Here is a 13,416-nt window from a genome sequence, read left to right as displayed (position 1 = left end):
TAGAACGACGTTCCTTTCCCAAGTCGTGTTACTACACTCTCAGGCCCGTCGAGTCGACCGCGAGCCCGCGACCTGCGAATTCACCTCGCCGAGCAACGCCGTGTGGCCACGAACTGCGGAAGCCAGGTTTCATTGGCCCAATTCTGGGCGCCCTGGAGGGTCTCGCGTTTGAAGGATGCGTTGAGGCTTTCGGCGGCGGCGTTGTCCGCGGAGCTGCCGACCGCGCCCATGGACCGGGTCACTCCGGCGGCGTGGCAGGCGTCGGCGAAGGCCCTGGCACCGTATTGCGCCCCGTGGTCGCTGTGGAAGATCGCCCCGGCCAGGCTGCCTCGTGTCCGTTCGGCCGCGTGCAGGGCGTCGAGGACGAGGTCGGTGCGCATGTGGTCGGCGACGGCCCAGCCGGCCAGGCGGCGCGAGCACAGGTCCATCACCGTGGCCAGGTAGAGGAACGTGCCGTCGGCGATCGGCAGATACGTTATGTCGCCGACGTAGCGGGTGTTGGGGGTGTCGGCGGTGAAGTCGCGGCCGAGCAGGTCCGGGGCCTTGGCCGCGGCGGGGTCGGCGAGGGTGGTGCGGTGCCGGCGGCGCAGCCGCAGTCCGGCCAGGCCGATGCCGCGCATGACCCGCGCGACACGTTTGTGATTGACGGGATCTCCGGTGTCGCGCAGTTCGGCGGTGATCCGCGGGACGCCGTAGGTGCCGGCGGAGTCGCGGTGGATGACGCGGATGCGGGCGGCCAGGCGGGCGTCGTCCGCGGCGCGGGCGGCCCGGTCGGGCGCGGTGGTCTTCCAGTGGTAGTAGCTGGATCGGGCGAGGCCGATGACCTGGCACAACCGCTTGACGCCATGGTGGCGCTGATGATCGTCAACGAACTGGAAGCGGTTCACCAGCGCGTCTCGCCCGCGAAATACTTGGCCGCCTTGCGCAGGATGTCACGCTCCTCCTCCAACTCGCGGATGCGCCTGCGCAGCGCGGCGTTCTCGTCCTCCGGCGAGACCGGCGCCGAGGCGCTCGCGGTGGTGGCGGCGGGTGCCCCGGTGCGCTGTGCGTCCTCGAGCCGGATCCAGTTGCGCAGCGTCTCGTGGTTGACGCCCAGGTCGTCGGCCACCGACTTGATCGTCACGCCCGGCCTGGACCGGTAGAGCGCGACCGCCTCGGCCCGAAACTCCGGCGGGTAGTGCTTCATCACCATCTGAACGGGACTCCTGTCCACCCGGATCGCCAGGATCCAAGTGTGTCTGGTGTCCAGCACCTAGGGTCAAGCCCTGCACGGCATGATGACCGGCTGTGCTGCTTCGACTGGCCTACCTGGGCGTGGCCAACGCCTTCGCATTGCTGCGCCTGCTGCCCATGAGCGACCGGGACAAGGACGCGGAGATCCTGGCGCTACGGCACCAGATCACCGTCCTGGAACGCCAACTCGGCAAGACCCGTCCGCGGTTCTCCTCCGGCGACCGGGCGTTCCTCGCGGCACTGCTGCGCCGGCTGCCGATTGAGGCCCTTCGTCGGTTCAGGCTGTCGGTACGCCCCGGAGACAGTTCTACGCCGGCACCGCAACCTCCTCGCCCACCGCCACGCTGCCCAGTCCCGCCCCAAGCGCCCCGGCCGTTCACGAACCGTTCGCTCGATCCGGCTCCTCGTACTGTGCTTGGCACAGGACAACCCCACCTGGGGCTACCGCCGCATCCACGGCGAACTACTCGTGCTCGGTATCAAGGTCGCAGCGTCCACGGTGTGGCAGGTCCTCAAGGACACCGGAATCGACACGCAACGCGAACGGCTGTCCCGCCAAGGCGTGCTGGTGGTCGGCCCGAACCCGGGTTTCCTGCGGTACATCGGCGAGGTGCTGCCGTCCCTGGGGGAGACCGACGTCGTGTTCGCGACGCCCGGCGAGCTGTTCCCCGGTGTGCGGACGGAACGCGAGGACACACCGGAACTCCAGGCGCTCAAGGGCGGTCTCGCGGCCGTCGACCTGCTCGTGGAGGCGATCGCGGACCGGCAGGAGCTGCCCGCCGAGCCCATCCCGATCGAACTGGAGGACGTCACCGTTCCCCTGACCGCCGAGATCGTCGAACAGGCCAGGGACCGGACCAGGCGGGCCGAACTGAAGCACAACGAGGCCCAGCCGGTGTTCCACAGAGCCCTGGTGAACGCACTGGTGGCGCCCGCGCTGGAGCTGATCGGCCTGGACTGGCCGGAACTGGCGGCGGACGTGCGCCGCGAACTGGTCGGCCACCTCGACGTGCGGCGGGCGGTAGGCGAGTTGTGGCCGGTCCTGACCCCGCGCACGCTCCTGGCCGACCTCTACGCCGGCCGCTGCTTCGCGCTCGGCTACCCGGAACTGCACCGCGACGACCCGCACGCGTGGACCGTGTCCGACGTGCCGCTGCTGGACGAGGCGGCCGAACTGCTCGGCTCCGACGGCCGGGCGGAACGGCGGGAGGCCGAGGAGCGGCGGCGGGCCGTGGAGTACGCGCAGGGCGTGCTGCACGTCATCGACACCGACCAGGCCATGCACGAGGACGAGCTGCGCGCCGTCGATCTGGTCAACGCCGACTGGCTGGCCGACCGTCACACCGCGGTCGACCACCGCGTGCTGGCCGAACGCGCCGCCGCCGACCGCGAGTGGACCTACGGCCACGTCGTGGTGGACGAGGCGCAGGAACTGTCCGCAATGGACTGGCGGCTGCTGGCCCGGCGCAGCCCGAACCGCTCCATGACCATCGTCGGCGACCTGGCCCAACGGCAGGCGGAAGCCGGTGTGCGCTGCTGGCACCGGGCGCTGGACCCGCTCGCCCGCGACCGCTGGGAGTACCGCCGGCTGACCGTCAACTACCGCACGCCCGCCGAGATCATGGCCTACGCCGCGCGGGCCTTGGCCGAAGTGGACCCGACCGCCGTCCCGCCGACGTCCGTGCGGCACGGCGAGCCACCCCTGGAGGTCACGGACGCCGACCCCGAGTCGTTCCGCCCGCCGACGGGCACGTTCGCCGTGATCAGCCCCACCGGCCCGCTCACGCCCCGTGCGTCCAAGGGTTTGGAGTTCGACACGGTGGTGGTGGTCGATCCCGAACGGATGACACCGGCCGAGCGGTACGTAGCGCTGACCCGCGCCACCCAGCGCTTGGTCGTCGTGCGCAACTGAAAGTGCCGGGATGCGGGTTTCCGCATCCCGGCACGCACGCCGTCCCACCGGGCCGGGCTGCTCCCAAAGCTTCGCAGGGGTACTCGCCAGGGGGACCCCTGCTTTGATCTTACCGGCGGGGTCCGACAAGGTCAGTCCGACAAGGTCAGGCGTTCGCCACCGCGACGTCCTCCCGCCCGTCCGACGCGGATGCCGACGCCGGCGCGGCGGTAGGCGGCACGCGCCGCAGCACGGTGACGGCGAGCAGAGCCGCACCCGCGACCAGGGCCGCCGCCACGACCGCCGCGATGTTGAGACCGCTGGTGAACGCCGCCCGAGCCGGTTCCAGCAACGCCCGAGCCGCGTCGGCGGGCAAGGTCTCGGCCGCGGCCAGCGCACCCGTCAGCGAATCGGCGGCCTCGGCGGGCACGTCGCCCGGCATCGACGCGTGGTAGACGGCGGTGCCGATGCTGCCCATCAACGCGATGCCCAGCGACACACCCAGGTCGCTCGCGGTGGTGTTGACCGCCGACGCCGCACCCGCCTTCTCCGGCGGCGCGGCCGTGATCACCAGCGTGGTCGTCAGCGCCATCGTCGGCGCGATACCGGGGTAGAGCAGGTAGAAGCCGGTGATCAGCAGCGGCAGCCCGCCGACGCTGTCGACCTGGGTCAGCACGACGTACCCGGCCACCGAGAACAGCGCGCCGCCCGCCACCACGTACGCCGGCCGCACCCGCCGCGCCAGGACCGGCGACAACGTCGACACGGCCACCAGCGCCAGCGCCGCCGGCAGGATCCACAGCCCCGCCGCCAGCGGCGAAAGCCCGGCCACCAGCTGGAGGTACTGGGTGAACAGCAGGTAGATGCCGCCGAGTGCGATCGCGGACATCAGGAACACGCCCAACGCGCCGCTGAACGTGCGGTTCGCGAACAGCCGCACGTCCAGCAGCGGGCTGTCCAGCCGGAGCTGCCGGCGGGCGAACACCACCGCGAACGCGACACCCACGACCACCGTCACCACCGACGTCACCGTCAACCCGGACTTGGAGAAGTCCTTGATCCCGTAGACGAACGGCAGCAGCGCGGCCATCGACAGCAGCACGCTGGCCAGGTCCGGCAGCCCCACCCCCGGCGCGCGGTACTCCGGCACCGACAGCGGCGCCACGACCACGACCAGCGCCATCACCGGCACGCCGATCAGCAGCGCCGCGCCCCACCAGAACGACTCCAGCAGCAGCCCGCCGACCAACGGTCCGACCGCCACCCCGACCGAGACCGACGCCGCCCACAGCCCGATCGCCGCCGCGCGCTGCCGCGCATCCCGGAACATGGTGCTGACCAGCGACAACGTGGACGGCATCACGGCCGCCGCGCCGACGCCCATCAACGCGCGCGCCCCGATCAGCAGCTCGACGTTCGGCGCGAACGCGGCCAGCACCGAGGCCAGGCCGAACGTCGCCGCGCCGAACAGCAGCACCCGCCGCCGCCCGACCCGGTCGCCGACGGTGCCCATGGCCACCAGCAACCCGGCCATCACGAACCCGTACACGTCGTTGACCCACAGCAGTTGGTCGCTGGTCGGCCGCAGGTCGGCGGCGATGTGCGGGGTGGCGAGGAACAGCACGGTCATGGCCAGGAACAGCAACGCGGTCGGCAGCAGCAGCACCGCGAGGCCGAGCCACTCCCTGGTTCCGGCCCGATCGCCGACATCGACAGACATGGTGTTTCTTCCCTTTTCTCGAACCGCTTCTTCTCGAACCGCTCGAACGGTTCGGAACCCACGCTGGCCGGCGGGGCTCCAGGAACCGTCCAGATCGACTTCGGATCGCCTTCGGGTACGGTCTGACCGTGCGTTTCGGGGTGCTGGGCCCGCTCGCGGCGTGGACGTCGGACGCCCGGCTCGTCCGCGTTCCGGAGCTGAAGGTCCGGGCGCTGCTGGCGCAGCTGGTGATCGACGCGGGCCGCGTGGTCCCCGCCGACCGGTTGATCGACCGGCTGTGGGGCGACCGGCTGCCGGCGAACCCGGCCGGCGCGCTCCAGACCAGGGTTTCCCAGCTCAGGGCCGCGTTGGACGACGCGGAGCCGGGCGCGCGCCGGCTGGTGGTCTCACGTCCTCCGGGCTACCTGCTCGACGTCACCCCGGACGCGGTGGACGCGGGCCGGTTCGAAGCGCTCGTCACCGAAGCCGCCACCGCGGCCACCCCGCAGGCCCGGGTGGCGTTGCTGGACGACGCGCTGGCGTTGTGGCGGGGACCGGTGCTGGCCGATTTCGCCGACGAGGAGTTCACCCGCGAGGTCACGGCCCGGCTGGTCGAGCTGCGGCTCACCGCGTGGGAGCAGCGCGCCGAGGCACGGCTGGAGTTCGGCGAACCGGGCGTGCTGGCCGACGAACTCGGTGACCTGGTGGCCCGCCACCCCCTGCGCGAACGCCTCCGCGCCGCCCACCTGCGTGCCCTCTACCAGGCCGGACGGCAGAGCGAGGCGCTGGCGGGCTACCGCGACCTGCGGGCCCGGCTGATCGCGGAACTGGGCGTCGAACCCGGTCCGCGCCTGGCCGCGCTGCACCGGGCGATCCTCGAACAGGACCCGGCGCTGAGCGCCCCGGTGGAGCCGCCGACCAACCTGCCGCACCTGCTCGGTGACCTGGTCGGCCGGGACGCCGAGCTCGGCGAGGTGCGGTCGCTGCTCGCGGCGGACCGGCTGGTCACCCTCACCGGGCCGGGTGGCGTGGGCAAGACCCGGCTCGCGCTGGCCGTGGCCCGGGACCTGGTGGCCGGGTTCCCGGACGGGACGTGGCTGGTCGAGCTGGCCGCGTTGCCCGCGGGCGCGAGGCCGGACGAGGTCGCGGCGCTGGTGGCGGTGACCGTCGGCATCCGCGACTGCGTGGCGACGGACCTGGCGGGCAAGCTGGCCGAAGCCCTGCGCGCCAAGCGGATGCTGCTCCTGCTGGACAACTGCGAGCACGTCGCGCCGGCCGTGGCGGAGCTGGCGGCCGGGCTGTTGCGGGCCGCGCCCGGACTGCGGGTGCTGGCCACCAGCCAACGCCCGCTGGGCGTGGCCGGTGAGCTGCTGTGGAACGTGCCGACGTTGGCCGAGCCCAGCGCCGTGGAACTCTTCGTGACCCGTGCGGCGGCGGGCGCGCCCGGCTTCACCCTGAACGCGGACAACGCCGACGCCGTCGCGGCCGTCTGCCGCCGGCTGGACGGCATCCCGTTGGCGCTGGAACTGGCCGCCACCAGGGTCCGGGCGCTGGGCGTGCACGAGATCGTGGCGCGGCTGGACGACCGGTTCCGGGTGCTGACCGCCGGGCACACCGGCGCGCCCGCCCGGCAGCGCACGCTGCGCGCGATGCTCGACTGGAGCTGGGAGCTGCTGACCGAGGCGGAGCGGACGGTGCTGCGGCGGCTGGCCGTGCACGTGGACGGCTGGACGTTGAGCGCGGCGGAAGCCGTGTGCGGCGGTGACGGCCTCGACGTGCTGGACCTGTTGGCACGCCTGGTCGACCGTTCCCTGGTCACCGCTTCCACCCGTGACGACCGCGACGGACCCCGGTACCGGCTGTTGGAGTCCGTCGCCGCGTACTGCTCGGCGAAGCTGCGCGAGGCGGGCGAGTCGGCGGAGGTCGAGCGGCGGCACCGGGAGTACTACGCGCGGCTCGCCGCGACCGCCGACCCGTACCTGCGCGGCCCGGAGCAGCGGCAGTGGCTGCGCCGGCTGGACGCCGAGGCCGCCAACCTGCGCGTCGCGATCGACCACGCGACCCGTGACGGCGAGGCGCTGCCCCTGGTGGAGTCGTTGGCCTGGTACTGGGTGCTGCGCGGACGCCTCGGTGAGGGGCGTCGGGGGTTGACGGCGGCGCTGGCCGCCGGCGGCCCGGAGGACGAGGCGGGCACCGTCCGGGTGTGGCACAGCGCGTTCAGCCTGCTCATGGGCGTGGCGTCCGGGCTGGGCAGGCCGCCCGCGTCCAGGCCCGCCGACGGGGAGGCCCTGGCACGGCGTGCGCGGGCCGAGTGGTTCCTCGGGTTCGCCGGGATCGGCATCGGTGAGCTGGGCGTCGGCCAGGACCTCGTCGACGGGGCGCTGGCGGTGTTCCAGGCGCAGGGCGACCGGTGGGGCACGGCCGCCGCGAACGGCACGCTCGCGCGGTACGCGTTGATGCGCAGCGACCTGGACGCGATGGCCCGGCACGGCGAGCGCAGCATGGCCCTGTTCACCGAGCTGGGCGACCGGTGGGGGCAGCTGCACGCGACGTTCGGGCTCGGCACGCACGCCGAGGTCGTCGGCGACTACGACCGCGCGGCCCGCCTGCACCGCGAGGGCGTGCGGATGGCCGAGGAACTGGGCCTGGGCACGGAGCTGGCCGACAAGCTGTCCGCGCTCGGCCGGATCGCGCTGCTGACCGGTGACCTCGAACAGGCCGACGAGCTGCACGAATGCGCGCGGCAGCAGGCCGTCTCACAGGGCTACACGTTCGGTGAGGAGCACGCCGAGCTGGGCTTGGCGCTGAGCGCGCGGCGGCAGGGGCGGTTCGACGAGGCCGAGGCGTGGCTGCGCAAGTGGCTGGAGCACGACCGGCGGCTGGAGTCGGACATCGCGCTCGCGCTGATCCTCGCCGAGCTGGGCTTCATCTTCGAGCAGCGCGGTGACGCGGACGGCGCTCGCGCCCTGCACCTCGAAGGGCTGCAGGCGGCGCGGAAGGCGGCCGATCCGCGTGCGGTGGCCCTGGCGTTGGAGGGACTGGCCGGGGTGAAAGCCGTTCTCGGGCGCCACGACCGGGCGGCGCGGCTGCTCGGCGCCGCCGCGGTGCTGCGGGAAGAGGTGGGCGCGCCGCTCCCACCGGGTGAACGGGGCGACGTCGACCGGATCACCGCGACCTCGCGTGCCGCGTTGGGCGCGGAGGCGTTCGACCTGGAGTTCGAGCGCGGCCGTGCGCGCGGCGAGTCCGAAGTGGACCTCATCGTGCCGTGATCGCCGTGGGCCTTGTCGTGCGAACGGCTGTGGCCCGTCCTACGGTGAATCGCGGGAGGTTGTCCATGGACGAACGGTGGCAGTACCTGTCGGTGCTCGTCGTCTGCCTTCTCCTCACCGCGCCCCTGGAGTACCTGGGCGCGGGCGTCTACCGGCGGTTCGACGCCGTGGCCCGCACGCTGCTGCCGGTCGTGGTGCTGTTCGGCGCGTGGGATCTCGTGGCCATCGCCCGTGGGCACTGGACGTTCAGCGAGAGGTTCACGCTGGGGTTCGCCCTGCCGGGTGGCATGCCGGTGGAGGAGGCGCTGTTCTTCATGGTGATCCCGTTGTGCGCGCTGCTCACCTACGAGGCGGTGCGGAGCGTGGTGGTCCCCCGACCGGAGGACGTGCGGTGGGTCCGGAATACCTGATCGCCGCCGTGGTGTCGGTCGTGCTGACGATCGCCTTGGAACTGCTGGTGTTGCGCACCGGCCTGTTCCGGCGTCCCGCCTACTGGCTGACCATGGCGATCGTCTTCGCGTTCCAGATCCCGGTGGACGGCTGGCTGACCAAGCTGAGCGCGCCCGTCGTCCTCTACGCGCCGACGGCGATCAGCGGGCTGCGGGTGCCGTGGGACATCCCCGTCGAGGACTTCCTGTTCGGCTTCTCCCTGATCACGCTGACCCTGCTGCGGTGGGAACGGGCGCTGGCCCGTCGGAAGGCGGCCTGATGGCGAGGTTGGCGGTGGACGGCGTGCCGGACGCGTTCGATGTCGCGGCTCCCGGCTACGACCTGCTGGTCGGCGCGAACCCCGGTTACCACCGGGAACTGCGGCGGTCGGCCACCGCGCTCCGCATCGCGCACGGGGGCGCTGGCCGGCGGCTGCTGGACCTGGGGTGCGGTACTGGCGCGTCCACGGCGGCGCTGCTGTCGGTGGCTCGCCGTGCGGAGATCATCGGGGTGGACGCGTCGGCGGGCATGCTCGACCGGGCGGCGCGGAAACCGTGGCCGGACAACGTGTCGTTCGTGCACGCCCGAGCCGAAGAACTCACGGCTTGCGGCCCGTTCGACGGAATCTTCGCCGCCTACCTGATCCGCAACCTCGCTGACCCGGACCCGGTGCTCGCCACGATTCGCGGACTGCTCAAACCCGGGGCGCGGTTCGTGGCGCACGAGTACTCGGTGCGCGATTCGTTGGCGAGCACGGTGTTGTGGACGGCGGTCTGCGGGGGCGTGATCATTCCGGCCGGTGTGGTGGTGACCCGGTCACCGAGGCTCTACACCTACCTGTGGCGGAGCGTCCTGTCCTTCGACGGTGTTCGCGGGCTGCGGAACCGACTGCGGCGCAACGGGTTCACCGGCGTCCGGGTCCTTCCCGCCGCCGGGTGGCAGCGCGGGATCCTGCACACATTCGTGGGGGAGGCGTGAACCGGCGGGACCGCAAGGCCGTGCGCGTCCCCGGGCCGACCGGGCGCCCGACGTGCGACAAGGACGTTGTCGTCGTCGGTGGTGGGATCGCCGGGCTGGCCGCCGCCACCATCCTGGCCGAACGCGGCGCACGGGTCGTGCTGTGCGAACGGGAGGACCACCTCGGTGGCCGGGTCGGCGGGTGGGAGACGCGGTTGGCCGACGGCAGCCGCGCCACCATGACCAGGGGCTTCCACGCGTTCTTCCGCCAGTACTACAACCTGCGGTCGCTACTCGCCCGGATCGACCCGGACGGCTCGGCGCTGGTCGGCCTGCCGGACTACCCGCTGTGGCACGCGGGCGGCCACCGCGAGCGGTTCGCCGGCCTGCCGCGCGCGGTGCCGTGGAACGCGGCCGGTTTCCTGCTGCGCAGCCCCGCGTTCGCGTGGAGCGACCTGCCCGCCGTGGACGCCCGCGCCGCCCTGCCGCTGCTGGACGTCTCCGTGCCGCGCACGTACCACGAGCTGGACTCGCTGGACGCCGCCACGTACCTCGACCGCATCCGCTTCCCACGGGCCGTGCACGCGCTGGCGTTCGAGGTGTTCTCGCGCAGCTTCTTCGCGCACCCCAGCCGGATGTCGGCCGCCGAACTCGCGACCATGTTCCACATCTACTTCCTCGGGTCGAGCGAGGGGCTGCTGTTCGACGTGGCCGCGAACCCGTTCCCCGCCTTGTGGAACCCGCTGGCCCGCTACCTCACCGCCCGGAACGCCACCGTCCGCACCGGCACGCCGGTGCTCCGCGTGGGCAGGGGTGACCGGGGCGACCGGGGCGACCGGTTCACCGTCCACCTGCCGGACTCGGTGCTGGAAGCCGACGCCGTGGTCCTCGCCGCCGATGTCCCCGGACTGCGCCGGATCGTGGCCGCGTCGGACATCGGCACCCCGGAGTGGCGCGCGAACATCGCCCGGTCGGAGACCGCGCCACCGTTCCTCGTGTCCCGCTACTGGCTGGACCGACCGGTGCGCCCCGACCGGCCCGGTTTCCTCGGCACCAGCGGCTACGACCTGCTGGACAACATCTCCGTGCTGAACCACTACGAGCACGAGGCCCGTGCGTGGGCGTCCCGCACCGGCGGCGCGGTGGTCGAACTGCACGGCTACGCCCTACCATCCGATGTGGACACTCCGGACGCCCGCGCCCGCCTGCTGGACCAACTGCATTTCGCATACCCGGAAACCCGGGCTGCGCGGATCGTCGACTCGCGGCACGAACTGCGCGCCGACTGCCCCCTCTTCCCACCCGGCGGCTTCACCCGACGCCCCACCATCCCGACCCCTGACGACGGCCTGGTGCTTGCCGGTGACCTGGTGCGGGTCGACCTGCCGGTCGCGCTGATGGAACGTGCGGCCACCACCGGCTTCGCCGCCGCCAACCACCTGCTGTCCCGGTGGGGCGTGGCCGGCACGGACCTGTGGACCGTCCCGACGTCCGGCCGAGGCCCGCTCCTGCGCACCCTGGCCCGCCGATTCGGCCGCAACCCTCAGGCCGACCGGCCGGTGGTGCGCAGCGCGTAACGGCGTTCGGCGTAGGCCAGGTCGTCGCGCCACAGCCGGGCGGCGGCCCACTTCATCAGCGGCCGGATCACCGGGGCGGCGGACTTGGCCAAAGCGAAGCCACGCCGGTGCGAGTGCGCGATGGTCGCCTCGATCACCGCCGTCCGTGGGGTGCCGTCCCGGCCGAGCGTCAACGGCGTCGCGTGCGTCTCGACGACGCTGCCGACGCCTTCGCCTTCCACGATGTGCATGACGACCGTGCGCGGTTCCGGGCAGGTGAAGGCGGCGGTCACCGGAACCCCGATCCGTCCGGCGACCTTGAACGTCACCTCGACCAGGAACCGGTCGTCCTCCTCGGTGGGTGTCCGCAGCACGGTCAGGTTGGCGAACGAGTACGGGTGGAACCACGCGCCGTGCCACGGGTCGAGCCGGTTCGCCACCACGTCCTCGGGTTCGCACCGCCCGACCATCGTCGCCACCGCGTCGACCCCACCTTCAGGCCTGACCGGCAACACGGGCTCCGGCAGCGGCTCCTCGCCGCCGACGTCGTCCAACCGGACCCACACCAACACGCCGTCGTCGTATGCCGGGTAAGGGCTCCACGTGCCGAACCGGCGTGAGCCGAGCGCCAAGCCGTGCCACCGGCACACCAACTCGCCCTCGTGCACGGCCGCGTCACACAGCGGCGCCCCCATGTGCGGGCAAGTTCCCGGCCCTCCCAACACCCGTCCTTCACGTCCGCGCCACACCACGACCTCGCGCCCGCCGATCACCCGCCCGACCGGCGCGGACGCCGTGACGTCACGACTCGCCGCGAGCACGAACCAGTTGCCCGACGGCTTCACCGAGGCGTGCTTGACCGCCGCCTCGATGAGGGCGGGCTGGGCGTCCCGCCACGTCGGCTCCTGCTCAGCCCAACGCGGGGCGGCGAACCGGCGCAACGGGATCCGCATCGCGACCTCCAGCCGTGCTCAACACATCACCCAGCGTGACACCACCCGTCGCACCCCGCCACCGAACCGCACGTCACGTGGGCGTGGGCGGCTCAGGCGTAGGCGGAATCGGCGGCTCGGTATCAGGCGAAGGCTCCGGCCCAGGCGGCTTGGGAACCGGGTCCGGCACGGGCACAGGCCGAGGCTGAGGTGGTTCAGGCTGAACCATGACGACCTCCCTTCCCCCACGGACTACCCCGACCCTCACCCCTCAGACACCCACCACCCCCGGTGTGTCCTACCTTCAGAACAGGTGTGTCCTACGTTCAGAGCAGGTGTGTCCTACGTTCGGAACGCGTGAGTTGAACGCTCAGGACAAGCGAGTGGCCCCGTTCCGGGCGGCGGCGGATCCGGTCAGTGCTTCAGGTTCGGCAGGACTTCCTGGCCGAACAGGCGGATCGTGTCGAGCACCGCTTGGTGCGGTAGGCCGCCGATGTCCACCATGACCAGGTGCGCGTCCAAGCCCAGCAGCTCGGTGAGGCCGTTCAGCCGCTCGGTCACCTCCGCCGGATCCCCGCACACCGCCGCGCCGTCCATCAACGCGTCCAAGTCCAGATCACCATCGCCCCGCCAAGGGTCGGCGAACTCCGCGTACGCGGCGAGGTGAGGACGCCAGGTGTCCCGAGCCTCCGCACCGGTGGGCGCGACGAACACGTGGCTCGGCAACGCCACCCGCCCCCGGCCGTCCATCGCGGCCCGGTAGCGCTCCACCACCGAACGGTGCGTGCTGGGGTCACGCAAAGTGCTGGGCAGCATCAACGGCAGGTCCAGTTCGACCGCCAGGTCCGCCGACACCGCCGACCCGCTGCCGATCCACACCAACGGCCGGGGCTGCTGCATCGGACGCGGCGTGGTGGTGACGTCCACCAAAGGGCTCCGGTACTTGCCCTCCCACGTCACCTGCGGTTGCTCCAACAGTCGCAGCAGGAGCCGCAGGTTCTCGTCGAAACGCTCCCGCAGATCGTCCTGCACCCCGAACGCCACGTCGGTCCGCTGCGAGACCCCACGCGCCACGATCAGCTCCGCCCGGCCCAACGACAGCACGTCGAGCGTGGCCAACTCCTCCGCCACCAGCACCGGATCGTGGTGCGCCAGCAACTTCACACCGGTGGACAGCCGCAACGTCGACGTGCGCGCGGCGATGGTGGCCAGCAGCAACTCGGGCGCGGACACGATGTACCGGGTGAAGTGGTGCTCGCCGATCGCCACCCCGGTGAAGCCCGCCTCCTCGGCCACCACTGCCTGCTCCACGATCGCACGCAACCGGTCCGACTCGGTCACGGTGTTCCCGGTGTGCGGGTCGGGCAGGTGGTCGCCCAGGATCAGCAGGTACACGTCCATTGCCCAATCTTGCACCGCACCCGACTACGGTGGCGGTCGCAGCTTCCCG

General features: G+C 72.1%; 10 protein-coding genes. 6 read left to right on the top strand and 4 right to left on the bottom strand.

Annotated features, from left to right (window positions below; all coding sequences use genetic code 11):
* Positions 1-80 precede the first annotated feature (80 nt).
* Positions 81-1,192 (bottom strand): IS3 family transposase gene (locus FM051_RS37940; RefSeq protein WP_420803651.1). Its coding sequence is split into 2 segments (ribosomal slippage): positions 81-904 and positions 904-1,192, totalling 1,113 coding nucleotides; the frame shifts between segments, so codons are not numbered across the junction.
* A gap of 456 nt (positions 1,193-1,648) precedes the next feature.
* On the opposite strand from FM051_RS37940, the gene FM051_RS37930 reads away from it, so the two are divergent.
* On the top strand, positions 1,649-3,145 hold the full coding sequence (locus tag FM051_RS37930) for an ATP-binding domain-containing protein (protein ID WP_238412941.1): 1,497 nt from the start codon (positions 1,649-1,651) through the stop codon (positions 3,143-3,145).
* A gap of 145 nt (positions 3,146-3,290) precedes the next feature.
* On the opposite strand, the gene FM051_RS37925 is transcribed toward FM051_RS37930, so the two are convergent.
* The gene (locus FM051_RS37925) at positions 3,291-4,844 is read right to left on the bottom strand and encodes an MFS transporter (RefSeq protein ID WP_158851934.1); all 1,554 of its coding nucleotides are present in this window, start codon (positions 4,842-4,844) and stop codon (positions 3,291-3,293) included.
* A 128-nt stretch (positions 4,845-4,972) separates the two neighbouring features.
* Between FM051_RS37925 and FM051_RS37920 the strand changes: the two genes are divergently transcribed.
* The 5 genes from FM051_RS37920 (at position 4,973) to FM051_RS37900 (ending at position 11,055) form a co-directional block, all read left to right on the top strand.
* Positions 4,973-8,092: an AfsR/SARP family transcriptional regulator gene (locus tag FM051_RS37920; protein WP_158851932.1), complete on the top strand. Its 3,120-nt coding sequence runs from the start codon at positions 4,973-4,975 to the stop codon at positions 8,090-8,092.
* Between the two features lie 65 nt (positions 8,093-8,157).
* Positions 8,158-8,502 carry a lycopene cyclase domain-containing protein gene (locus tag FM051_RS37915; protein ID WP_158851930.1) on the top strand — a complete coding sequence of 115 codons (345 nt, stop codon included), beginning with the start codon at positions 8,158-8,160 and terminating at the stop codon, positions 8,500-8,502.
* Entirely contained in the window at positions 8,484-8,801 is a 318-nt protein-coding gene (locus FM051_RS37910; RefSeq protein ID WP_158851928.1) for a lycopene cyclase domain-containing protein, read from the top strand. The genes FM051_RS37915 and FM051_RS37910 overlap by 19 nt, the downstream gene beginning before the upstream one ends.
* A complete protein-coding gene (locus tag FM051_RS37905; RefSeq protein WP_158851926.1) occupies positions 8,801-9,499 on the top strand; it encodes a class I SAM-dependent methyltransferase in 699 nt (232 codons plus the stop codon). The genes FM051_RS37910 and FM051_RS37905 overlap by 1 nt, the downstream gene beginning before the upstream one ends.
* Positions 9,496-11,055 carry an FAD-dependent oxidoreductase gene (locus FM051_RS37900; RefSeq protein ID WP_158851924.1) on the top strand — a complete coding sequence of 520 codons (1,560 nt, stop codon included), beginning with the start codon at positions 9,496-9,498 and terminating at the stop codon, positions 11,053-11,055. Before FM051_RS37905 ends, FM051_RS37900 begins: the two co-directional genes overlap by 4 nt.
* Here FM051_RS37900 and FM051_RS37895 read toward each other — a convergent pair.
* Positions 11,022-11,987 (bottom strand): DUF5914 domain-containing protein, encoded by a 966-nt coding sequence (locus FM051_RS37895; RefSeq protein ID WP_158851922.1) that lies wholly within the window; start codon positions 11,985-11,987, stop codon positions 11,022-11,024. The two genes, FM051_RS37900 and FM051_RS37895, sit on opposite strands and share 34 nt — an antisense overlap.
* A gap of 393 nt (positions 11,988-12,380) precedes the next feature.
* Entirely contained in the window at positions 12,381-13,367 is a 987-nt protein-coding gene (locus tag FM051_RS37890; protein WP_158851920.1) for an LLM class flavin-dependent oxidoreductase, read from the bottom strand.
* Between the last annotated feature and the right edge of the window lie 49 nt (positions 13,368-13,416).

It is taken from the genome of Saccharothrix deserti (genome assembly GCF_009769385.1).
GTDB classification, from domain to species: Bacteria; Actinomycetota; Actinomycetes; order Mycobacteriales; family Pseudonocardiaceae; genus Actinosynnema; species Actinosynnema deserti.
The sequence above is the reverse complement of the archived record's forward strand: the minus strand, read 5'-3'. Positions and strand labels throughout refer to the sequence as shown.

Coding starts and splice junctions, on each gene's coding strand:
- FM051_RS37925 (WP_158851934.1), bottom strand. CDS start 4,844: ATGTCTGTCGATGTCGGCGATCGGGCCGGAACCAGGGAGTGGCTCGGC.
- FM051_RS37915 (WP_158851930.1), top strand. CDS start 8,158: ATGGACGAACGGTGGCAGTACCTGTCGGTGCTCGTCGTCTGCCTTCTC.
- FM051_RS37905 (WP_158851926.1), top strand. CDS start 8,801: ATGGCGAGGTTGGCGGTGGACGGCGTGCCGGACGCGTTCGATGTCGCG.
- FM051_RS37895 (WP_158851922.1), bottom strand. CDS start 11,987: ATGCGGATCCCGTTGCGCCGGTTCGCCGCCCCGCGTTGGGCTGAGCAG.
- FM051_RS37890 (WP_158851920.1), bottom strand. CDS start 13,367: ATGGACGTGTACCTGCTGATCCTGGGCGACCACCTGCCCGACCCGCAC.